Below are 22,178 nucleotides of genomic sequence, written 5' to 3'. Positions count from 1 at the left end.
GCGTGAGACCGAGACGATCCAGCACACGGGACCATCCCCGCGTGCGCGGGGCCGACATCGGCACCCAGCATGCGACGCCGGTCTGGATGGGACCATCCCCGCGTGCGCGGGGCCGACGTCACGCCACGCTACCCGGCCCTGCCGGTACAGGGACCATCCCCGCGTGCGCGGGGCCGACTACGGCGCGACGAACACGCTCATGTCGACGGTCGGACCATCCCCGCGTGCGCGGGGCCGACTTCACCAGCTCATCGACGTACCGGCGCACCGACGGACCATCCCCGCGTGCGCGGGGCCGACTCGCTGTCGGCCCACACGTTGGCGAGAGGGACCGGACCATCCCCGCGTGCGCGGGGCCGACACTTGCTGACCTGGGAGTCTATATCGGCGAAGCTCAGTTTTCATTTAGTTGGATTTGCCAACCCTCGGCCGGGGCGGCAGCCTCGCAGGTACCACCGCGTCGCAGTTCTGGCAGCATGAGGCGGCGATGGACACGCCCCATGAGCCGTACTGGTGTGACCCGCACCCTGCCGACGTCGACCTGCTGCCCAGGGACGGGCGTCGTCACCTCGGGGTTTTGGAGCGGGTCGTGCGCCGGCAGTGGGATCCGGCCCGCGGCAATCCACCCGACGAGGTGATCGCGGCGATCGATCGGCTCGCGGCACTGCCCGGCCCGATCGCCTCGCAGGTCGCCGAGGCGCTCACCGGTGGGCTGTGGGTCGGGATCGGCCCTGTCCCAGGACTGGACCATTTCGGTCGCCTCGCCGGGCAGCCCGTCCGTCCGGGGACGAGCACGACGTGGGACCAGGTGCCGGGCGTGACCGACTGGGAAACCCGCACCATGGCCGTCGGCACCGGCGACCATGTGAGCGCCTCCCTTGTCGATCATGAGATCGGCCACGTCATGGAGCGCCGTCGCCGAGCGGCCGAGTCCGCCGAGTGGGAGACGATCATGTTTCGCTGCCGGCCGCTGCTGATCGTGGACCGCTGGCTCGATCCGCTGGAGTGGTGGGCGGAGGCCTGGGCGCTGGTCATCACCGGGCAGTTCCCCAGGCTCATCCGGACTCTGAGCGGCCACGAGCCGGTCGCCGAAATCGTCGCCAGGTACTATGTGAGGCACTTCGGGCTGGAGGTGTGATGGCGCAGGCGGTGCTCAAGGGCGGACGGTTGCTGCTGCCGCACGACGCCGGATGCGGCGCCTCCGAGATCACCCCGGACGATCCGCGTTACGCGGACTTGCGCGCCGACGCCGTCGTGGACGAAGAGCTCAACGGCACCCCCGAGGAGAACGCGGCCATCGCCGCCAAGTGGCGCCGCAAGTGGGCGCTGGAAGAACGCCGTTCCGCGTAGCCGACTCATCACATCGCATCCGGAACCCACTGTGCGGCAACGGTCGACAAACTGCCCGCCGACACGGTGCTGCTCGACGGTGAGCTGCCTAGAGAGCAACTCGCCGTCCAGATCCTGGTCTCGGCTGCCTGCGAGGAGGGTGGCTTCCTCTCTCAACCCGGCGGCGCAGCTTGCCTCACCGTGGCGCGAACCGCAACCCGCGGGGGGTTGCGGTTCGCCGCCCCGGCGAGGCGGGCTTCCGCCGAACCGGGAGAGGAAGCCACCCTCTCCCGACAGCGCAGATAAGGAGGACGTGCACGTGACCGTGGTCGCGACGATCACGCAGAGCCCTCAGGCCTCTTGCCGACCGTAGAAGGGCCAACCAACGGTCAACTCCCACCGCTGCGGTAACCGTCTCCGCGTGCGCGGGGTCGACCATCAGCGCCCACAGCGCACGGGACTGCCACGAGGACCATCCCCGCGTGCGCGGGGCCGACCCGCACCGAGCGCGCACGTCGCGCCGAGCACGGGACCATCCCCGCGTGCGAGGGGCCGACGGCGCCGAGCGTCCGCCGGACGAACGCCAGCAGGGACCATCCCCGCGTGCGCGGGGCCGACTGGGTGGCCGCCTCGCCCGAGTTCACGATCAGGGGACCATCCCCGCGTGTGCGGGGCCGACATCACGGGCGATGTGCTCACCAGGGATGACCTGGGGACCATCCCCGCGTGCGCGGGGCCGACGAAAATCGTTAAGACCATCAGTCTCGGTAAGGCGGACCATCCCCGCGTGCGCGGGGCCGACACTCTGGCGCCCAGCTCGTCGGGCAGGCCGTGGGGACCATCCCCGCGTGCGCGGGGCCGACACTTGCTGACCTGCAAGTCTATGACGGCGAAGCCGGTTTTTCATTCGGTTGGAAATAGCAACTCAGTGGCGGCGAGGCCGAGGTGGTCCGATCTGGACGCCGCAGCAGATGGGCCATCCGGTCACGTACGCCGCCTACCGCGGTCGCCGTCGTGACCGTGCATCTGGATCAGACGACTGGAGGGAGAGGCTGACACGACGAACCTTGAGTCGGCCAGTTCATCGACGCGCCCCGTTCCTGCAGGGACGGGGCGCTTTCATTTCGCCCCCGTTGAGCGAAGGAGCGTGGAAGATGCCCCTGTCCTCGACACCCATCGTCGTGCGGACGGCCGCGGACGCCATCGCCCTGGTGCCCTACCTCCTCGGTTTCGTCCCCTCCGAAGACCTGGTGATGGTCGGAACGGGCTTTCAGCGCACCGTGGCATACCGCGTCGACCTGCCCGCCGCGAGCGACGAGGACACCGTCGATGCGGTGGCCGAGCACTTGGCCCGCCTTGCGCAACGTAACCGGATCGCCCGGGCGCTGCTGGTCGGGTACGGGCCCAGCGAACGCGTCGTTCCGGTCGCCACGGCGGTCACCGGACTGGTGTCCGCCTGCGGTGTGGAGGTCATCGACGCGTTTCGCGTGCACGAGGGACGGTGGTGGTCCCTCACCTGCACCGGCGGATGCTGCCCGCCCGAGGGCCGCCCCTATGACCCGTCGACCAGCGCTGCGGCGGTGGACGCCGTCACCCGCGGCCTGGCGGCCTTTCCCGACCGGGCCGCGCTGGCCGCGTCGGTCGCCGCGGTGACCGGCCCTGCCCGCCAGGCCGTGCGGCAGGCCACCGCCGTCTGGGAGCAGCGGTATCTGCGCGCGTCCCGCAGTGCCCCTGCCGAGACCCGCCACCGCATGATCACCGAGGGGATCCCGCTGGTGACCGAGCTGGCCGAACGAGTGCGCGCCCAGGGGCCGGCGCCGAGCGACTCGGAGGTCGCCCGGCTCGGCGTCCTGCTGACCTGCCTGCGGGTGCGAGACGAGGCGTGGATCCGCATCGACGACGATGACAGGTCGGTGCTGCTGCGCCACGTGGACTTCTGGCGGGACGTGCTGCGCCGGGTCGAGGAGCCGTACGCGGCCGCACCGGCCAGCCTGCTGGCGTACGCGGCCTACATCAGCGGGGACGGCGCGTTGGCCAACGTCGCCCTGGATCGTGCGCGCGCCGCCGACCCCGGCTATTCCATGGCCGCTCTGCTGCGCGACGTGCTGGCCGCTGGCGTCTCCCCGGACGCGGTCCGCCTCCGGATGACACCGGAGGAGCTGGCCGACATGTACGCCGCCACCGACAACCGCCCCGCCAACTGACCCGGCCGCCGTGAACCTCGCAGGTCGCGGCGGCCCTCACCACTACGTCGACTCACTACGCGGAAAGGAGGGCTGGTGGGAACCAGAGGGTTCATCACCTTCGTCGTCGACGCCACCGAGAAGACCGCCTACAACCAGTGGGACAGCTATCCCCAAGGGCTCGGCCTCGAGGTCCTCAGCTGGCTGCGAGCCGCCAGTGACAGCATCGACGCCCTGCGCGAGCGCGCCCGCGCGCTGCGCGTGGTGGACCCCGACAGCGAGCCGACCCCGGCCGACATCGCCCGCCTGACCAGGTATCTCGGCCCTGGTGCGGCCACCGGTCGGCTGGACGACTGGCACATGCTGCTGCGCCGGACCGAAGGCCGGCCCCACCTGATGCTCGAGGTGGGGGTTATCGAGGACGTCGGCGACTTCCCGCTGGACTCGCTGTACGCCGAGTGGGGATACGTGATCGACCTGGACGCCGAGACGTTCGAGGTCTACCGCGGTCTCCAGACCACCCCGCACGGCAAGGGACGGTTCGCCCACCGGGCCGCCGACAGCCCGCAGTGGGTCGCGTCGTCCACCTACTACCCCGTCGCGCTGGTCACCGGCTGGTCACTGGCCGAACTGCCCAGCGACACCGCCTTCTTGGACGCTCTCAGCGGCGGATGGGGTGACGGCGAAGGTTCGCCGTGAACCGTCGCAGCTGATCGGCTTCTTGGTCCTCCCGCCGCCGTCTCCCCAGGCGGCGGGCTTTTCCATGTCCACCGAAAGGAAGGGATCCGGATGTCACGGGAAAGCCTGCAGTGGCTGAACCAGAACACGCTGATCGGGTTCACCGACCAGCGCGGGCACGCCTGGCATTACCGCGCCAGCGAGCAGGGCGGGGAGCCCAACCACTATCCCGGCCCGATTCCGGTGAGGGACGTGATCCGCCGCCTGTTCGGCTGGCAGCCGGTCGAGGGCACCGTGGAGAGCGCCTTCATCACCGAGGACGGGGTCACCCGGGTCACCGACCCCGCGCGCAAGGCCATCATCCGGCCCGACACCGGCGCCATCCTGGGCGTCTTCAAGCAGGGCTACCAGATCCACGACTACGCCCAGTGGCTGGTCGACAACGTGGCGACCCTGCTGGACGACGATCTGGCGATCGGGTCGGCCGGCCTGCTGCGCGGCGGCGCAATCGCCTGGGTGCAGGTCGAGGTGCCCGAGACGTGCACCACCGACGAGGGGGTGGACTTCCGGCCGTTCCTGCTGGCGGCCTCCTCGCTGGACGGGTCTCTCAGGACGACCTATCGGCGCGGCGCGACCGTGGTGGTCTGCGACAACACCCTGTCGGCGGCGCTGAACGAGTCCGGCGCCTGGCAGATCAAGATCAAGCACTCGTCGAACTCCCTGGGGCGGATCACCAAGGCGCGGGAGGCGCTGGGCATCGTGCACCGGGTCGCCGAAGACTTCGCCGCCCAGGTCAGGGCCCTGTGCCGGATCGAGGTCACCGACCGTCAGTGGGACCGGTTCCTGGCCGAGCTCGTTCCGGTGCCGCCCGAGCAGGGCCGCAGCCGGACCCTGGCCGAACGCCGCCGCGAGGCGCTGACCGCCCTCTGGCGGCACGATCCGCGGGTCAGCCCCTGGCGCGGAACCGCCTACGGGGTGGTCGCGGCGGTCAACACCTACACCCATCACGAGCAGTCCGTCCGCGGCGCGCACCGGGCCGAGCGCAACATGCTGCGCGCCGTCACCGGCGAGTTCGATCAGCTCGACCGCGACACCCTCACCCTCCTGGACCGCGTTCTGGACGGCGTGTTCACCCGCTGACCGTCGTCCCGTGCGGTGCGGCCCGGATGCTCTCCGGGCCGCACCGCACGGCGCACGCGGCCCCGTCGGCACCTCGCCTTCGCTTCCTGGTCTCGACGGGGCCGCCGCCTGTCCTTCTCGACATCTCTCGGAGACGACCCGATGACCGCTACCGAGTTTGCTGTCCGTGTCACCCGTGACGGGGAGACCACGATCGTCCCCGTCCGCGACGAGGCCGCCGCGCTGGAGACGGTCGCGGAGTTCCTGGAGTACGGCGTCGAAGCCGCTCCACTGGTCCGCACCGTCACCGCCTGGCGTCTCGACGAGGACGCGCTGGCCCGCGCCCGCCTCACCGCCGCCCGCAGGCACGTCCGGCACATCGCCGACCTGTGCCGGGAGGACGAGCTGCGGCAGGACCAGGCGCTGGCCGAGCTGCGCCCGTTCGCCCCGGCCATGAGCGAAACCGACCGCGCCGCGCGGCTGGACGAGCTGCTGTCCGAGCTCGACCGCCGGGACAGGATCCGGCACGGCGACCACGACGCGTTGCCGGACGACGCCGAACGCCGTGTCGACGAGGCCGCCGACAGGCTGATCGCCGAGCCGGCCTTCGATCGCTCATGGAAGCCCGGAGCATCGACATCCGGCTCAGGGGGAGTCGCATGACCTCCGCGAACACGACGAGCACCGCTCGAGTTCGTGGCGACCGCAGCCCTGCCCCGCACCGCACCGGCAACCCGTCCCGGGGCACCCTGCCACCGCGGCGACGGCCTATGGACGATCGGCGCGCGCGGCTGTTCAGGGGAGCCCACGGCTCGGCCGCTTCCGGCCGCCCCACACCGCCCCCTCCACGTCCCGCTTCGTCACCGCATCGACGGACCTCTGGAGCGCGGACCACCTTCGTTCCCGGGCAGCTGCTGCGCGTGGTCGCCACCTGTCCGAACTTCGGTCCCCGGTCCCGCCATCGGCGTCCGCTGCGCCGGGTGGAGAAGGGAACCGTCGGCCAGTACCTCTACACCACCACCCGCATGAACATCGGCGAGGTCGCCGTGCTCCGCCTGGTGAAGCAGCGCCGCATCGTCATGGTGCGCACCGACGTCCTGGCGCCGTACGAGCCCGCCCTCGCCCCTGCGATCCGCGATGCGGCGCAGTGAGCAACATGCCCACCGCGTCTGCTCCACGGGCCCGCCCCTTCGAGGGCGGGCTCTTCCTTCTTTCGTCGCTGTCGTCTCTGGCGACCTGTACCTGTCGGAGGGATCAGCCATGGCCATTGGAGACACCGAGATCACCCTGGTGGGCAACCTGGTGCAGGAGCCCGCGTTGAGGTTCACGCCCACCGGGCAGGCCATCGCCACCTTCCGGGTGGCCTCGACCTCCCGCCTGTTCGACCGCCAGACGGGCGAGTGGCGGGACGGCGATTCGCTGTTCATCACCTGCTCGGCGTGGCGTCAGACCGGCGAGAACCTGATCGAGTCGGGCCTGGCGAGGGGCGATCGAGTGATCGTGCACGGCCGTCTGCGGCAGCGGTCCTACGAGGCCAAGGACGGCACTCCCCGCACCGTGTACGAGATCGATGTCCTCGACGTCGGCCCGTCCCTGCGCAACGCCATTGCCAAGGTGACCAGGATCCAACGCCACACCACCACCGGCAGCTTCGGCGACGCGGCGGGCACGGCCGATGCTCCCCGGACGCCCGCCGAAGACCCGTGGGCGTCGTCTTCGAGCGCCGGCACCGACGACGAACCGCCGTTCTAGACCACCGGCCGCAACCGCATCCCGGTCGGCACGACTGTGCCGATCCACGCCACGCCCCCACCCTCTCTGTGCGCTGTGGCCCGTCCCGTGCGGGCCGCAGCGCCGTCTCATGCCCGGGAGACCACGACCGTGACCAACTGGCACCGACCCCGCCCACCACGACACCGGTACCGAGCCCCATGTCGACTGTCCTGCCGACACCGGCCGACCCGACGCGGATCCGCTGGAGCACTGGCGCACGGTGGCCTTGACACAGGTGGCTCGGCTGCGCGCCAACGCCGCGCACATCCGGGCCCCGATCGCTGGCCGCGACTCCGACGAGCCGATGCGGACGTGCGTCCGCACGGCGAGCAGCGCGCCCGCCTGTCGAACGAACTGCACGAGAAGACCATCGAGCAAGATCGGCTGGACCAGGCCCCGTGCCATCCCCCCACGCGTGGCCCGGACTGGAGGCCGAGCTGCACGCCAACTTCACCCGCCGAGCCCACTGTGAATACCACCGCAAGGAACCCGATCACTTGGGTGGCCTGCTCGCTCAAATGCACTATCTGACAGGGCGCGCCTGCCCATTCCTCGAAGCCTCCCTCAACGGCCTCCATGAGCGCACACTCCGCCAAGACGTGGTGCTGTCCCCGGAACCGAACTGTCGCGATGGGCCAAGCGCATCGGCGACCGCGCTCGTCGTATCTGCAACGTTGACCCGCACCGGAGGTGACCGACACGCCCCGGGTGACCGCTACGCTCGGCCAGGGGCGCGGCTCGGCCGACGCGCTATGCACCGTCCAGTTGAACGCAATGCGACTGAGGACCCGGTGCCGAACGGGGGCCGGTTCATCTGCTACAGCGCTCTCTAGCCCACCCTGTGCTGTTCGGTCATCCGAATGGTGGAGCATCCCCGCGTGCGCGGGGCCGACGCCATTCTCGCCACGGCACTGGTGGACCTGCAGGGACCATCCCCACGTGCGCGGGGCTGACACCGGCACGGCCGACGACGCTGAGCTGGAGGGCGGACCATCCCCGCGTGCGCGGGGCCGACCGGGAGTGGGGCAGCGTGCGGTCGTCTTGAAGAGGACCATCCCCGCGTGCGCGGGGCCGACGTGGTGCACATCCGCACCGGCAGGCCCCTCCCGGGACCATCCCCGCGTGCGCGGGGCCGACTGGAACGCCACCTTCACCGATCCCGTGGCCCCGGGACCATCCCCGCGTGCGCGGGGCCGACCGCAAACGTCCATGCCGACGTGTGATACGCCGTGGACCATCCCCGCGTGCGCGGGGCCGACCCGTCGGCGCCCCACCCGGACGCGAGCGTCAGAGGACCATCCCCGCGTGCGCGGGGCCGACCACACGGGAGCGTGCCGTGATCGTTGCCGCGTGGGACCATCCCCGCGTGCGCGGGGCCGACGAAGGGCATGATCGCCACCCACGGTGGCGGGGGGGACCATCCCCGCGTGCGCGGGGCCGACAGCAAGCGGGAGATCGAGTCCGTGCAGTCCTGGGGACCATCCCCGCGTGCGCGGGGCCGACACTTGCTGACCTGCGAGTCTATGACCGCGAAGCCGGGTTTTCATTCGGTTGGAAATAACAACTCAGTGGCGGCGGGGGGCCGAGGTGGACGCCGCAGCAGATGGGCCACCGGTCATGTACGCCGCCTACCGCGGTCGCCGCCGTGACCGTGCATCTGGATCAGACGACTGGAGGGAGAGGCCTCGGTGAGCACCCGGCGTTGCAGGTCTGCGTCCCTGATGTACGGCAGCCCTTGCTCGTGGGCGTCCTGCAGTGTACGCAGCCCGTCGTTGTACACCACCCGCGCGCACCCGAACCTTTGGCCGGCGCCACGCGCTGACCAGGCGTCGGGTAGAGGCGGAAGTTGTACCGAAGCTGCACGCCGATCATTCCAGCATTGGTCTATCAGCCAGACCGAGGACTATCGGCGCGGCAGGCATTGCGTTTCCGCGCTTGGTGTTCACGGTCTTCGTGACCAGGTACCGACGTGGGGTGCCGGCAGGTGATCACCTGGGCTTCCTGCGGGGGGTGTTCGCCAAGGTGTGCACCCGACTTCCAAGCGCACCTGGTCGAGATGAACAGCGAGGATGATCACGTTCACCTGCTGGTGGAGTACCCGCCGAAGGTTGCGGTGGCGACGCTGGTGAACTCGCTGAAGGGTGTGTCGTCCCGGCTGCTGCGCAAGCACTACCGGGTCCGGACGCATCGCAATCACCTGTGGTCGCCTTTGTACTTGGCCGCATCATGCGGCGGCGCGCCACTGGAGATCGTCCGGCAGTACGTCGAGCAGCAGCGGCGACCGGGCTGAAGGCGCGGCCAACCCCGGCCTGAAGGCCGGGGCAGGTACGCGAAGGCCGGTGGCTGTCTGGTCGGCTGTGCACTCGCAGGTCGAGGCGGTGTGTCGGAATCGGGTTTGATGTCGAGACCTGTCGGCCCGTGCCGCCGTGCGGGGTGGCTGTCGCGGGCTACGCGTCCCGCCCGGTCGTGGTCTGCTCCTAGCGTCGGGCACCGGGTGCTGTGCGGTGGGAGCAGTTCAGACCGCCGGGACACAGCACGAAGGGGACATGGACGAACGCGTACCGAACCGAGGGGAGGCTCGGGCCCGCCAGGTCGCGCCTGTACGGGCGCAGCAGCCACGCCAGCTCCCGCCACACCGGGGACTGCCGGCTCCTGTGGCTCACGCCCGGCTGGGCCAGCCCCCGAAGGTCCTGCGGCTGGTCGGAGAACACGGCCACGAGCGTCTCGAACCGCGGCGAGTCCACCGGCAGCAGGGCGGGCCAGGTCAGGGGCAGACCCGGTTCGTATCCGCCGGGGTCGGCGCCGACCGCGTGCTCCTGCCCGGGGAGCAGCTCGATCCCGGAGGGTTCGGCGACGTTCAGGACGCTGATCCGCCCGGCGACGCCGAGGTCGAGCACGTTGGCGTAGACGGGGCGCCCGCCGTCGGCGTCGTTGCGCACCCGGAGCCGGATCCTGTCGCCGACGTGCGCGACCGGGTCGCCGGCGGACAGGTCCGCGGTGCCGCCCACGAGGGACGCGGTGAAGGCGACGGGCACGGTGAGGCGGTCCGCCCCCGGGGCCAGTTCGCGCAACCGCACCGCGTTGCCTAGATGGGCGATGTCCTCCCGCAGCCGCGCGATCGACGCGAGGTCCGCCGGCCTGGGGGCGGGGTAGAGCGGCAGCCTCGCGGCGTCGCGGAGCAGAAAGCCCGTCTCATCCAGGGTGATCGTCGCGATCTCGCCGCCCGTCTCCTCCTCCTCGGCGACCCGGACGTCGGGGATGCCGGCCAGCCGCCGTACGAACCGCGCGCGCCGTTCGGCGTCTGCGCATTCCACCCGCAGCCGGTGGGCCCTGCGGGCGCTCCGCAGGGGATGGGCCTCCAAACCTTCGGCGAGGGGGCCTCCGTTCGCGGCGGCCAGTCTTCGCCGGCCTGCTGAGCCCCCGGGACCCCGTGGCGGCGATCGCGCCGTTGCGTGAGCGGCTCACCGTCCTACATAGCCTGCGCGGACCGGCGCACCCGGATGTGGGGGCGGCCGCGTGCGTGCTCGCACAGGCCCTGTCGCATGCCGCCCAGACGCTGCGCAACGAAGCGGCAGCGCAGTACCGGGCCTCCCTGGACGTGTGGGCGCGGCAGCCGGCGAGCTCGTGGACGGCAGCGGTCTGGTCCGGATGGGGCGATTTGGCGGTGGGCGCAGGCGACCTCGACATGGCCGACCGCGCCTACCGGCAGGCCGTCGAGGCCGCCAGGAGCCTGACGTTCGGACCCGACCCCGCGCTCGCCCGGCACCTACTGGCGCTGGGCGACATCGCCGTCCGGCGGGGCCGTCCGGATGAGGCCGTGCCGCTCTGGGAGGAGGCGCTGTCGGTGCAGCGCGCGGTGTCCGGGGACGCCGATCCGGGCGTTGCGGCGACATGGTTCTCCGTCAGCCTGGCCACGGCCGGGGCGCGCTCGCTGGAGGCGTCACGGGAGGCGCTGCGCGCCGCCGGGGCCTGGCTGGAGACCGGCGCCGCCGCGGACCTGGACGACCGGCTGTGCCTCGCCGTCCTGGCGGACCTGCTCCGGTACTAGGGACATGTCGCGGCAGAACCTCGCCCTGTGGGCGCTGATCATCCTGCCGTTGCTGGTCAGTGTGGTCGCGAACTTGGTTAAGGCGGGCCCGATCGGTGTGGCGTGCAGCTTGGGCGCGGCGGCGTTCGCGGCGTTCGGGGCTGTGGTTTCGGACGTGTCGTCGGCGGTTCTGCGTGAGCGGGCGGCGGAGGTGACCGCGACGGATGAGAAGGAGTTGCGGCGGGTGGCGATGGCCGACGACCTGTTCGACACCGCGCCGTCGTCTCCTTCGGCGCGGTCGGTGCCGTTGCCGTCGGCGGTGGCGTCGCCGTTGAGGGGTCTCAGGGAGGACGAGCTGGTGGCGCTCGGCGCGGACGCGCGCGGGTGCGCAGCTACCTGAACCGGTTCGGGTTGGACGTTCCGGTCACCGAGATTTCTCAGGCGTTCGCCGGTACACCGCGGCCGGCTGCGCCTGTCGTTCGGTCACCGCGGGCCGTTCAGGTACAACAGCCGGTTGCAGAACAGGTTCAGGTTCCGCAGGTCAAACCCGAACTCGAACCCGAACTCGAACTCGAACCGGAATCGGAACTGGAACCGGCTGGCCCGCCGAACCTGAACCGCATGTGGAACCGGAACGTGAACCCGGCGGTGACCAGCGGAACGACGTGTCGAAGCGTGCCGCGGCCAAGGAGGCGCAGGTTCGTGAAGTGGTGGCGCTGATCCGCGCGCGAGGGTACGAGAACGTGTCGCTGGCCGTGGTTCAGGACGAGCTGGGGTTGGCGCGGACGACGGCGTACAACCGGCTTGTGGAAGCCCGCGCCCGGGTGAACCGGGCGGCTTCGTGAACCCGAACCCGAATCTGAACCCGAACCCGAATCTGAACCGTCCGGGTCTACGGCCGGTCCGGACGGAACGCGAACAGGCGGCACGGGGCGCAGGGCTGTCCCTAGCGGTCGGTTGAACGGCCCGCACTCCTGGTGGAGTGCGGGCCGTTGCCGTTACCGGCCCGCGTCATGCGCCGTTGCCGTACCACGCGCCAGCGATCACGACCGTTTCCGCTCGGCCTCTACCTGCTTGATCCGTTCGACTACCCGCGGATCAGCCGCTACGGCGGGAGGTAGCCGGGTTGTCGCGCCCAGCCGTGCCGCCACCACTTGTTCCACCGCGACATGCGTCCGGCTCAGGTCCGCGCCGTCCAGCACGGCGCCGGTCAGGTCCGCTCCGACGAGCATGGCGCCGGTCAGGTTCGCTCTGTTGAGCATGGCGCCGGTCAAATTCGCTCTGTTGAGCATGGCGTCTGTCAGGTCCGCGACGGTGAGCACGGCGTCGGTCAGGTCCACTCCGTTGAGCCGGGCGCGGGTCAGGTTCGCGCGGTCGAGTATGGCGTCGGTCAGGTTTGCGTCATTGAGTACGGCGTTGGTCAGGTTTGCGTCAATGAGGTAGGCGCCGGTCAGTTCCGCCTTGATGAGCGCGGCGTCGGTCAGGTTTGCGTCATTGAGGTGGGCGCCGGTCAGGTTTGCATCATTGAGGCGGGCGCCGGTCAGGTCCGCCTCGATGAGCGCGGCGTCGGTCAGGTCCGCGTCATCGAGGCGGGCGCCGGTCAGGTCCGCCTTGTAGAGCACGGCGCTGGTCAGGTCCGCTCCGTTGAGCATGGCGTCGGTCAGGTCCGCGACGGTGAGCGCGGCGTCGGTCAGGTCCACTCCGTTGAGCCGGGCGCGGGTCAGGTTCGCGCGGTCGAGTATGGCGTCGGTCAGGTTTGCGTCATTGAGTACGGCGTTGGTCAGGTTTGCGTCAATGAGGTAGGCGCCGGTCAGTTCCGCCTTGATGAGCGCGGCGTCGGTCAGGTTTGCGTCATTGAGGTGGGCGCCGGTCAGGTTTGCATCATTGAGGCGGGCGCCGGTCAGGTCCGCCTTGTAGAGCACGGCGCTGGTCAGGTCCGCTCCGTTGAGCATGGCGCCGCTCAGGTCCGCCTTGATGAGCGCGGCGCCGGTCAGGTTCCCTCTGTTGAGCATGGCGCCGCTCAGGTCCGCGTCGTCGAGCATGGCGTCGGTCAGGTCCGCGCCGTTGAGCCGGGCGCCGGTCAGGTGCCGGTTGGTGAGGTCGAGGGGAGCCGCGTTGTGGTCGACGTGCTGGCGGGCCCCGGGTCGGGTCAGTGTGGTGAGTGCGGCCTGCACATCGGCTTCCGGCTCGTCCGGCAGGGGCGGACGGCGTCCCAGGGAGGGGCCCTTCTCGGGGCGGCGGCAGGTCGGGGCGCGGTCCCGGACGAACGCCACCAGAACCTGAGTGGCGTGGGTTGCCTGATCAGGTGCATCCTGCACGATCTGCTCCAGGGCCAACACCCCGCCGTAGCGGACATACATCTCGGACGACCCCAAGCGCTCCAGCGCCTTGATGAAGCGGTCCGTGACCTGGCCCCGGCGGGTGAGCCGGTAGTTGCGCCAGGTGAACCACAACGCCACCAGGGCGCCGAGGCCGAGCAAGACCTGTGTCACGGCGGCGCGGAAACTGCTGATCAGCGCTCCGGCTGCGGACTTGTAGTCGGCCTTGTCGAGGTACTTGCCGTCGAACCACCACGGCCCCCGCCACAGAAGCACTGCCACAGCGCTACCGACCAGCACCACCAGGACCGCGAACGTCAGGGTCGGCCAGGCCGCAGCCGCTCCACGTCGAACTGCGCGGCCCCAACGCCTGCGACGAACTGTTCGACGTCCTCCACCTGGAACTGCTGCGCGGCCGCCTCGGCGCCGCCCCCCTGCTCTGCCGCGTAGCCGCTGCCATGCGTATCGGATCGACCTTGGCTTTCGCATCTAAGCATCACAGCGCAGTCCGCAACGGTCCGAGTGGTCGTTGCACGCGGCCCCCGTGGCCGGAACCGGCTGGGAGATGGGACGCTGGCGGGGGCCTGACGGGACCGGAGCAGGCTTGACGTCCTCCCGGCCCTGAAGGGCGGGGATTCCTACCGTGCCGCTCATGCGGCACCTCGGTGGGTTCCTGTTTCACCGACCTGCGCCACCGCGAGCGGTGGTCTTATCCAGTCTCCACAGGTGTTTAGCCTCTCCGCCTGTCGCAGCGGCCACCGTGGCGTCGACGGTCGCCGGCCGGGGCCGCGGGTCACGTCCAGCGGAGTGGTGTATGAGTCGGCCTCCGCGTGATCCTGTTTCTGCCGGTTAAGCAGTGATCGCCTGCTGGTCGGTCTCGTCCCCGCAAGGGCCGCCGTCAATCACCCGCAGTCTGGCTTTGGCGAGGAACTCCAGGCCCATGTAGCGGCGACCCTCGGTCCACTCGTCGGTCTGCTCCATCAGCACGGCGCCGACGAGGCGGAGGACCGCGGTGCGGTCGGGGAAGATCCCGACCACGTCGGTTCGCCGCCGGATCTCCTTGTTCAACCGCTCCTGCGGGTTGTTCGACCAGATCTGCCGCCAGACCTGCCGAGGGAAGCCGGTGAAGGCCAACAGGTCGTCACGGGCCTCGTCCAGATGCTGCGCCGCCTCGGGGTGCTTGGCCTCCAGCGATTCCACCACGCGGGCGTGCTGGGCGTGCACCTTTCCGGCGGCGGGCTGGTCGAAGATCGTGCGCACCAGCGTCGCCACCCACGGCTGAGCCGACCTGGGCACCTTGGTCAGCAGGTTGCGCAGGTAGTGGGTGCGGCACCGCTGCCAGGACGCCCCCGGCAGCGTCGCCCCCACCGCCTCGACCAGCCCGACGTGGGCGTCGGAGACCACCAGCTGCACCCCCGACAGGCCGCGGGCGACCAACCCGCGCAGGAACGCCACCCACCCGGCGCCGTCCTCGGCCGAGGCCACCTCGACCCCCAGGATCTCGCGGTGCCCGTCGGCGTTGACACCGGTCGCCACCAGCACGTGCACGTTGACGATCCGGCCGCCCTCACGCACCTTCTGGGTGAGGGCGTCCAGCCACACGAACGCATACGGCCCACCTTCCAGGGGCCGGTTGCGGAACGCGGCCACTTGGGCGTCCAGCACCTTCGACATCTCCGACACCTGGCTTTTGCCAGATGCCCTGGATGCCCATCTGCTCCACCAGCCTGTCCACCCGCCGCGTGGACACCCCCAGCAGATACGAGGTGGCCACCACGCTGATCAGGGCCTGGTCGGTCCGGCGGCGCCGCTCGGCAGCCACTCGGGGAAGTACGACCCGCTGCGCAGCTTCGGGATCGCCAGTTCGACCGTGCCGGCGCGGGTGTCCCACGTCCGTTCCCGGTAGCCGTTGCGGCGGTTGACCCGTTCGTCCGAGCGCTGCCCGTAGCCGGCGCCGCAGATCGCGTTGAAGGGGGCGGCTGGGTGCGGTCGTGCATGCCGGCGGCGCCCAACTGCGGCGGGCGGCCCACCGTGCGGCGGTGGTGTGACCGGCGCCGAAGCGTTCAGCTGTCCGGCGCAGTGGTCGGCCGTCCTCCACGACACACCGGGGCGGGCGCAGGCGTCCGGTCGGGGTCAAAGGGGCGTTGCGGTGGGACGCGAGGGCCTCCTGGACGTCGGTGGTAGATGTCGCAATCCACACCGCAATCAGAAGGCCCTCTTGCCGTTCAAGAACCGCCCAAGGCGTAGCGCCGACGGCCGCGGGCGGGCCCAGTGTTCCAGGTTGCCGGAAGCCGACAGCATCCGGTCGTGCTGCTCCGGGCGAGCGGTCGTCATGCATGCACCTGGAGGCGAGGGCTGCCGTCCGGAGGAGGTCGGCTGGCGGGCACGGGTGTGAGGGGTAATCGCTGCCACTGCTTGGGGGAAGCGGATTATTGGACCGGCCCAGCGGCCAGCGCCGTCGGCTCTCCAGAAGTCATCGCGCAGAGCGAAGGACTATGTCGCGAGTTCACTCGGCCGGTCCACCGCGTCGCTCTGGTCCTGGTCGGCGATTTGTGAGCGGGCACCTTGACGTTCTGAGGCTGTGATGGCGTCCAAGGCGGAGGGGGCCGTACTGGCCGGAGGTCTCCAGGGTGCGCATACCCAAAAGCGGTCAAGGTGCCGGGGCTGCTGGAGGTTTAGGGCGGGAGGCTGCGCGGGGCGGCGATGTTTCACGTGAAACGTTGGGCGAGGAGGTCGCGGCAGACCTGGGAAAGGTCCAGGCCTGCGGCAGCGATGGCGCGGGGGAGCAGGCTGGTCTCGGTCATTCCTGGGGCGACGTTGACTTCCAAGAAGTGGACTTCTCCTGAAGAGTCCACGATCAGATCGGTGCGGGACAGGTCACGCAGTCCGAGGGCGCGGTGGGCGGTGACCGCGGCGGCGGTGACTCGTTCGGCGGTCTCGGGGGAGAGGCGGGCGGGGGTGACGAACTCGGTGTCGCCTGCGTCGTAGCGCGCGGTGTAGTCATAGCGCCCGCCGGCCGCGACGATCTCAACGGCGGGCAGCGGATACGGTTCGCCGTCACGTTCGATCACGCTGACCGCCACCTCTGTGCCCTCGACGTACCGCTCGACCAGAGCCGTGTCACCGTAGGCGAAGCAGCCCACCATGGCGGCGGGGAGTTCGTCGGCGTCACGGACGACGGAGGCGCCCAGGGCTGAGCCGCCGCGGGTGGGCTTGACCATGAGCGGCAGCCCCATGCGGTCCACGATCCGGTCGAGTACCGACGCGGCGCCCAGGTCGTGGAAGATCTCCTTCGGTAGCGCCACGGATGCCGGAGTGGACAGACCGGCGCGGGCGACGACCGCCTTGGCGGTGGGCTTGTCCCAGGCGACCCGGCAAGCATCCGGTCGCGCACCAACGTACGGGACACCAAGGAGCTCTAGGACATCTCGGATCGAGCCGTCCTCTCCGGCCGCCCCGTGCAGGACGGGGAACACCACGTCCGGGGGATCGGTGGCCAGCGCGTCCAGGAGCGTCGCGTCGGTGTCGCGCAGTTCGACAGGGATGTCGAGGGCGCGCAGCGCGTCCGCGACGCGCCGACCGGAACGCAACGAGACCTCCCGCTCGTACGACAGCCCGCCGGCGAGGACGACCACGTGTCCGAGTTCCACACCACTGCCTTTCCCGTTGAACGGAAAACGCCGGCCCCAGCAGGGGAGCCGGCGTTCCCGACGAAGTTCCGTCAGACCAGACCGGGGCCCGGGGTGTCGACGCCACCGGACGCCGCGTCAGGGGTCACGCCTCCGAAAGTGTCTCGCAGGCGAAGCTCCTCCTCCAACACCCCTGCGAGCCGACGGACACCCTCACGGATGCGGTGCGGTTCGGGGTAGCAGTACGACAGTCTCAAGTGGCGTCGACCGTCCCCGTTGGAGTAGAAGCCGGTGCCGGGCACGTACGCGACGCGTTCGGCGATGGCGCGGGGGGCCATCGCCTTGGTGTCCAGGCCTTCGGGGACGGTGAGCCAGACGAAGAAGCCGCCGGACGGCCGGGTCCAGGTGCAGTCCTTCGGCATCAGGGTGTCGAGAGCGTCCAACATCGCGTCGCGGCGCTCCCGGTACATGACCCGGAAGTCCTTGATCTGCTCGCGCCACGGCTGGGTCGTCAGGTACTCCCGCACGGCGAGCTGCGAGAGGTTGGAGTGGCAGAGGATGGCGGACTCGGCGGCCAGCACCAGTTTGGCCCGCACCGCATGGGGAGCCAGCGCCCAGCCCACCCGCAGCCCGGACGCGATCGTCTTGGAGAACGAGCCGAGGTAGATGACGCGTTCGGGGTCGTCCGCGCGCAGCGCCCGCATCGGCTCCCCGTCGAAGCCCAGCAGACCGTACGGGTTGTCCTCGATGACGAGCACGTCGTATTCGGCGCAGATCTCCAAAACCTGAACACGCCGCGCGTGGGTGAGCGTCACCCCTGCGGGGTTCTGGAAGGTGGGCACCGTGTAGAGGAACTTCACCCGGCGTCCCTCACGGCGCAGACGCTCCAGGGCCTCACGCAGGGCGGACGGGATCAGCCCGCCCTCGTCGAGCGGAACATGGACGACGTCGGCCTGATAGGCGGCGAACGTGCCCAAGGCACCGACGTAGGAGGGGGCCTCGGCCAGCACCACGTCACCCGGATCCACGAAGATCTTCGTGAGGAGGTCGAGGGCCTGCTGGGCGCCCATCGTCACGACCACGTCGTCGGGATTGGCGCGAATGCCCTCCAGCTGCATCACCTCGCAGATCAGCTCGCGGAGGACCGGGTCGCCCTGCGCCGAGGAGTACTGCAGTACCTGCGCGCCGTTGCGGGCCACCAGTTCGCCGATCATCTCGCCGATTCTGTCCAACGGCAGAGCGGACACATACGGCATTCCACCGGCGAGAGAGACCACCTCGGGACGGTCGGCCACCGCGAACAGAGCCCGGATCTCCGAAGGCACCATGCCGGTGGCGCGGGCGGCGTAGCGGTCGATGTAGGCGTCTGTTCGCGAGTGCTGTTCCACGAGGCACCTCCAAGGGTGATCGGATAACCCAGAAACCTACGGCATGGCCTTGGGCGAACGTGGCGGAACCCCCGAGCGGGCGCCGCCCGGAGTCGAGGGTCCGGGCAGCGCCGTTGCTGCCCGGATGGTCCTCTCCCCGTGTGGCCGAAGCCGAGACCCCGTGGTCATGGGCCCTCGGTCCCTTCCAGCGGCGACGGGACGGATGGTCCGGGGCACCGATAGGAGGACATCGTGTACCCGTCCGAAACCCGGAACACAGCCCCCTCGACGAATGATCGAGGCATCTTTGCCCAACGTTGCCCCGCGTACCAAACGCCGACCGCCGACCGCGACGGGAAGAAGCCCGCTGTTCGATACGATGCCTCAGGGTCCCGGAACGTTGCCGGGATTTTCCGCGAAGTGGCGCTCCGCACAGCAAGCCCCGCAGCGAGCACGCTCGTTCACCGGTTCCGAACCGCGCCACAGAGACGGACCGGCCGAACGAGCTTCAGGGGGGTGCCGATCCGGTGTCGCGTCGTCTCGTCAACATCACGTTGGACAATCTCGACGACCTCCCGCGTCGCTGCCGCCGCTGCGTTTTCTGGGAGCTCGACCCGGTCAGCCGGGACCGCGCAATGGACACGGGCGACCCGGGGCTGGAAAAAGAGGCGTGGATTTCCTCCACGCTGCTGGAGTGGGGCAGCTGCGGAAAGATCGTTTACGTGGATGACGTGCCGGCAGGTTTCGTCATGTACGCGCCGCCGCTATACGTGCCGCGTTCCGTCGCCTTCCCCACCAGCCCGGTGAGTGCCGACGCCGTGCTGCTGATGACCGCCCACATCCTGCCGGAGTTCGCCGGTGGGGGACTGGGACGGATGCTCGTCCAGGGCGTCGCCAAGGACCTCACGCGGCGTGCGGTCAAGGCCATCGAGGCTTTCGGAGATCTGAAGGGGGAAGACGGCGCCTGTATGGTGCCCGCCGACTACCTCCTTTCGGTCGGCTTCAAGACCGTCCGGCCGCATCACCGCTATCCGAGGCTGCGCCTGGAGCTCAAGTCGGCTCTGTCATGGCGTGAAGACGTCGAGGTGGCTCTGGAAAGGCTTCTCGGCTCCATGACACCGGAAGGCGCCCTTCGACCAGTCTGAGCGCCTCTGAGGGGCTTGTCGTACTCCTTGCCGCAGGCGGCTGGCCCGGGGGCATGTGCGAGCGGGGGCGCGACCGCCCGCCCTGGGGCAGGGCGCGCGGCTGGTCCACCGCCTGCTCGGAGACGACTGGGTGGTTGGTGTTTCCGGTACAGATGGCATGCGAGGCGCTGGCCGGCCTGCCGCAGTGGCGTGCCCGCCTGGCCGGCGAGCGGGTCCGGCGGTGGTTGGTGTTCCCGGTGGTGAGCGCCGGCCTGTCAGTCGGGGGGTAGGGCGCTGCTGTCGGCCGCCCGGCGGCCGAGGGCGACCGTCCAAGCGGACCAAACGGCAGCTCATCGACGGGATCCGCCGGCGGGTGCGCACCGGCGCACCGTTGCGGGACGTGCCCGAGTGCCACGACTCCTGGCAGGCGGTCCACGGGCTGTTCCGCCGCTGGCAACGCGAGGGCGTCTTGGCGTGCATCCTGGCCGTCCTGCGGGTCGGCGGACGGTGCCGGGCCTTTCGGCGGGCAGGTGAGCGTCGCTCCCACCATCATGCGGGTGCGTCAGCACGCCGCCGGGCTCGGCGGCGAGACGACCTGCAGCGCGAACCGCCTGACGGCACGGCTGCCGAGCCGGGCGATCACTGGGCCGCTCCCGCGTGGGCTGGCGACCAAGGTGCATTGCCACCCTGCGAGCAGGAGGCAGATGCCGTTGTCGCCGGTGGTGACGGCCGGCAGCGCGGGGATGCTCCGCATGTCGAGGCGGTGATGGCCGGCATCAGGGCCGCCCCGGACCGGGGTGTCTCAGGGCCCGGCCGGATCTAATGCGGCCGGATCTAATGCGGCCGGATCTGGTGCGGCCGGATCTGGTGCGGCCGGATCTGGTGCGGCCGGATCTGGTGCGGGCGGACAAGGCCTACCGGGCGATCTGTGCCCACCTGTGTCGCCGTGGCGCCGCTGCGATCCCGGTTCGGGCGACCAGGTCCGGCACCCGCAGCGGCAGGGCGGCGGCGGTGGTCGTCTACCCGCCGTCGATGCGGCCGACTACCGCGGCCGCCATGCCGTGGGGTGCGGTCTCAGCCGCTTTGAGCGCCAGCGGGACGGGGCCACCCGCTACGAACCCGCTCTCCGTCCGCTACCGGGCCGTTTCGAGATCACCGCCATCAATGAATGGCTCCACCTACTTCGAAACATGATCTGGGCGAGCCTGCTGCGGACCAGGGGGTGCCTACCCGCTTCCAATGCGGCCGGCATGCTCAGCTCGGGCGCGTGATGGGTGGTGGGGGAGCTGCACACCGATGGGCTGCGGGACCAACTGGCTCTGACGAGAGAAGATCTACGGAAGTTACCTCCGCATGACTCGCCCTCAGGCGCGTCCAGAAATGTTTCACAAGAAACCTTGGTCATGTCAGCCAGTGCGGTTGCCGCGGAGGTCGGCACCTTCCGCAACTGCTCGGTCTTCAGAGCTGTTGCCGGAGGCTGCCGAACCGGTCCCCGGTGGGTCATGGCCTGAGGTTGGAGTCATGCACCTTCCGGCACAGTGATCGCACAGTGGGAGGAGTCGGGCGGCCGCGCGTCTGCCTTGTGGGGTATCCGCGCCGCGCGTCTTGGCTAGACGCCTTGATATTCAGCGCATCTTGGACGGCGTGCTGGTGAGCAGCGCGTCCGAGACCACCACCGCCCACCTTGTCGCGAACCTGCGCAAAGTGTCCGGCAGGTCGTCGACCTGGCGGACGCCCCCGGCGGTGTGCGCGTCTGGTGGGCGGTGAGGGCAACCTCGGCGCGCTGTGCGCCGTGGGCGGTGGAACGCTGGGCTTGGCGTCCGTTCCGCATCCGCTGACGAGCGCGCACAGCGAGAGCACGACGGCGCCGGGCAGCCCACGAGATCATGTCTCGCCTCCGGAGTTGCACGCCACCCTGGACCTGACGAGGAACGCCGGCGTCGGCATGGCGGCGGGCGTCAGCGTGCAACTGTGCTAGGGCGTGTTTCAACGTTGGCCAGAGCGGTTCGTTGTTGGTGGCGATGTGGACGGTGGCCTGGTAGCGGACGGCGAGTTTGCCGAACCCGGGTGGTCGGCCACCGCGCACGCCGCGCCGATACCGGCCGCCCGCCTGATCGGCCGGTTCGCAGATCGCGGCCGCGATGCCTCACTGCGTCCGGCGTGCGACATGCCGCCACTCATCACACTTCGAGACAGGCCCTAATGGCGGCGGGCCCCGTCCCGGAATGCCAGGACGGGGCCCGCCGCCTTGCGCTCGCCGCGGGAGGGCGAGGATCAGATGAAGTCGGCGAGTTCGCGCAGGAGCGCGGACTTCGGCTTGGTCCCAGTGATCTGGTGGGCGATCTGGCCGTCCTTGAACACGAACAGAGCCGGGATGCTCACGATGCCGTACCGCTGCGGCACCTTGGGGTTCTGGTCGATGTCCATCTTGACGATCTCAAGCTTGTCGCCGTGCTCGGTCGAGATCTCCTCCAGGATGGGGGCCACCATTCGGCACGGTGCGCACCATTCCGCCCAGAAGTCGACCAGGACGGGCTTGTCGCTCTTGAGGACTTCGGTGTCGAAGTCCGCGTCGGTCACGGCTTTCATGGCGTCTCCTCAGTGTTCGTCAGGTGGCGGACCGCCTCGTCG

At 70.1% G+C, this 22,178-nt stretch carries 20 protein-coding genes, 3 pseudogenes and 3 CRISPR repeat arrays (1 of these 26 only partly in view); of the genes and pseudogenes, 14 read left to right on the top strand and 9 right to left on the bottom strand.

What is annotated here, in order from left to right; genetic code table 11:
• A CRISPR array of direct repeats spans positions 1–361; the repeat unit is 28 nt; unit sequence GGACCATCCCCGCGTGCGCGGGGCCGAC; it reaches 338 nt to the left of the window's first position.
• A gap of 54 nt (positions 362–415) precedes the next feature.
• The 8 genes from QSK22_RS25170 to QSK22_RS25135 all read left to right on the top strand — a co-directional run bounded on the left by QSK22_RS25170 (position 416) and on the right by QSK22_RS25135 (position 7,061).
• Entirely contained in the window at positions 416–1,138 is a 723-nt protein-coding gene (locus tag QSK22_RS25170; protein ID WP_285496832.1) for a hypothetical protein, read from the top strand.
• Positions 1,138–1,350, top strand: a complete 213-nt coding sequence (locus QSK22_RS25165) for a hypothetical protein (RefSeq protein WP_285496831.1) — start codon at positions 1,138–1,140, stop codon at positions 1,348–1,350. The genes QSK22_RS25170 and QSK22_RS25165 overlap by 1 nt, the downstream gene beginning before the upstream one ends.
• Before the next feature lie 387 nt (positions 1,351–1,737).
• Positions 1,738–2,192: direct repeats of the CRISPR family, unit length 28 nt; unit sequence GGACCATCCCCGCGTGCGCGGGGCCGAC.
• 291 nt (positions 2,193–2,483) lie between these two features.
• Entirely contained in the window at positions 2,484–3,533 is a 1,050-nt protein-coding gene (locus QSK22_RS25160) for a DUF4192 domain-containing protein (RefSeq protein WP_285496830.1), read from the top strand.
• 75 nt (positions 3,534–3,608) lie between these two features.
• Positions 3,609–4,211: a hypothetical protein gene (locus QSK22_RS25155; protein ID WP_285496829.1), complete on the top strand. Its 603-nt coding sequence runs from the start codon at positions 3,609–3,611 to the stop codon at positions 4,209–4,211.
• Positions 4,212–4,301: 90 nt separating this feature from the next.
• A complete protein-coding gene (locus QSK22_RS25150) occupies positions 4,302–5,330 on the top strand; it encodes a DUF932 domain-containing protein (protein WP_285496828.1) in 1,029 nt (342 codons plus the stop codon).
• Between the two features lie 141 nt (positions 5,331–5,471).
• On the top strand, positions 5,472–5,972 hold the full coding sequence (locus QSK22_RS25145; RefSeq protein ID WP_285496827.1) for a hypothetical protein: 501 nt from the start codon (positions 5,472–5,474) through the stop codon (positions 5,970–5,972).
• A 317-nt stretch (positions 5,973–6,289) separates the two neighbouring features.
• The gene (locus QSK22_RS25140) at positions 6,290–6,460 is read left to right on the top strand and encodes a hypothetical protein (RefSeq protein WP_285496826.1); all 171 of its coding nucleotides are present in this window, start codon (positions 6,290–6,292) and stop codon (positions 6,458–6,460) included.
• 109 nt (positions 6,461–6,569) lie between these two features.
• Positions 6,570–7,061: a single-stranded DNA-binding protein gene (locus QSK22_RS25135; protein ID WP_285496825.1), complete on the top strand. Its 492-nt coding sequence runs from the start codon at positions 6,570–6,572 to the stop codon at positions 7,059–7,061.
• 886 nt (positions 7,062–7,947) lie between these two features.
• Positions 7,948–8,585: direct repeats of the CRISPR family, unit length 28 nt; unit sequence GGACCATCCCCGCGTGCGCGGGGCCGAC.
• Positions 8,586–8,697: 112 nt separating this feature from the next.
• On the opposite strand, the gene QSK22_RS25130 is transcribed toward QSK22_RS25135, so the two are convergent.
• Positions 8,698–8,862, bottom strand: a complete 165-nt coding sequence (locus QSK22_RS25130; protein WP_285496852.1) for a hypothetical protein — start codon at positions 8,860–8,862, stop codon at positions 8,698–8,700.
• Positions 8,863–8,968: 106 nt separating this feature from the next.
• On the opposite strand from QSK22_RS25130, the pseudogene tnpA reads away from it, so the two are divergent.
• A pseudogene (tnpA, locus tag QSK22_RS25125) lies at positions 8,969–9,372 on the top strand (IS200/IS605 family transposase).
• Positions 9,373–9,559: 187 nt separating this feature from the next.
• Here the strand turns inward: tnpA and QSK22_RS25120 are convergent.
• A complete protein-coding gene (locus QSK22_RS25120; protein ID WP_285496824.1) occupies positions 9,560–10,396 on the bottom strand; it encodes a hypothetical protein in 837 nt (278 codons plus the stop codon).
• 116 nt (positions 10,397–10,512) lie between these two features.
• Between QSK22_RS25120 and QSK22_RS25115 the strand changes: the two genes are divergently transcribed.
• From QSK22_RS25115 to QSK22_RS25105, 3 genes are all read left to right on the top strand, one after another.
• Entirely contained in the window at positions 10,513–11,130 is a 618-nt protein-coding gene (locus QSK22_RS25115) for a tetratricopeptide repeat protein (RefSeq protein ID WP_285496823.1), read from the top strand.
• 4 nt (positions 11,131–11,134) lie between these two features.
• Complete coding sequence (locus QSK22_RS25110) at positions 11,135–11,509, top strand: hypothetical protein (RefSeq protein WP_285496822.1); 375 nt, start codon at positions 11,135–11,137, stop codon at positions 11,507–11,509.
• A 223-nt stretch (positions 11,510–11,732) separates the two neighbouring features.
• On the top strand, positions 11,733–11,954 hold the full coding sequence (locus QSK22_RS25105) for a hypothetical protein (RefSeq protein WP_285496821.1): 222 nt from the start codon (positions 11,733–11,735) through the stop codon (positions 11,952–11,954).
• Between the two features lie 198 nt (positions 11,955–12,152).
• On the opposite strand, the gene QSK22_RS25100 is transcribed toward QSK22_RS25105, so the two are convergent.
• From QSK22_RS25100 to QSK22_RS25075, 6 genes and pseudogenes are all read right to left on the bottom strand, one after another.
• Positions 12,153–13,709, bottom strand: coding sequence for a pentapeptide repeat-containing protein (locus QSK22_RS25100; RefSeq protein WP_285496820.1), 1,557 nt, complete (start codon positions 13,707–13,709; stop codon positions 12,153–12,155).
• A 567-nt stretch (positions 13,710–14,276) separates the two neighbouring features.
• A pseudogene (locus tag QSK22_RS25095) lies at positions 14,277–15,407 on the bottom strand (IS256 family transposase); the annotation flags it as partial.
• Positions 15,401–15,621: pseudogene (locus QSK22_RS25090) on the bottom strand (hypothetical protein); the annotation flags it as partial. The pseudogenes QSK22_RS25095 and QSK22_RS25090, both read right to left, overlap by 7 nt.
• A gap of 11 nt (positions 15,622–15,632) precedes the next feature.
• A complete protein-coding gene (locus tag QSK22_RS25085) occupies positions 15,633–15,761 on the bottom strand; it encodes a hypothetical protein (protein WP_285496819.1) in 129 nt (42 codons plus the stop codon).
• A gap of 374 nt (positions 15,762–16,135) precedes the next feature.
• Positions 16,136–17,077 (bottom strand): D-alanine--D-alanine ligase family protein, encoded by a 942-nt coding sequence (locus QSK22_RS25080; protein ID WP_285496818.1) that lies wholly within the window; start codon positions 17,075–17,077, stop codon positions 16,136–16,138.
• A 71-nt stretch (positions 17,078–17,148) separates the two neighbouring features.
• Complete coding sequence (locus QSK22_RS25075) at positions 17,149–18,384, bottom strand: aminotransferase-like domain-containing protein (RefSeq protein ID WP_285496851.1); 1,236 nt, start codon at positions 18,382–18,384, stop codon at positions 17,149–17,151.
• Between the two features lie 566 nt (positions 18,385–18,950).
• Here QSK22_RS25075 and QSK22_RS25070 point away from each other — a divergent pair.
• Both QSK22_RS25070 and QSK22_RS33820 read left to right on the top strand, forming a co-directional pair.
• Entirely contained in the window at positions 18,951–19,568 is a 618-nt protein-coding gene (locus QSK22_RS25070) for a GNAT family N-acetyltransferase (RefSeq protein WP_285496817.1), read from the top strand.
• A gap of 157 nt (positions 19,569–19,725) precedes the next feature.
• Positions 19,726–20,370 carry a transposase gene (locus tag QSK22_RS33820; RefSeq protein ID WP_352231479.1) on the top strand — a complete coding sequence of 215 codons (645 nt, stop codon included), beginning with the start codon at positions 19,726–19,728 and terminating at the stop codon, positions 20,368–20,370.
• 1,451 nt (positions 20,371–21,821) lie between these two features.
• Here the strand turns inward: QSK22_RS33820 and trxA are convergent.
• Positions 21,822–22,136, bottom strand: coding sequence for a thioredoxin (trxA, locus tag QSK22_RS25065; RefSeq protein ID WP_285496816.1), 315 nt, complete (start codon positions 22,134–22,136; stop codon positions 21,822–21,824).
• Between the last annotated feature and the right edge of the window lie 42 nt (positions 22,137–22,178).

The sequence above is a fragment of the Actinomadura sp. NBRC 104425 genome, from assembly GCF_030269545.1.
GTDB classification, from domain to species: Bacteria; Actinomycetota; Actinomycetes; order Streptosporangiales; family Streptosporangiaceae; genus Spirillospora; species Spirillospora keratinilytica.
Note: the sequence above shows the minus strand (reverse complement) of the source record. Positions and strands in the feature narration are given on the sequence as shown.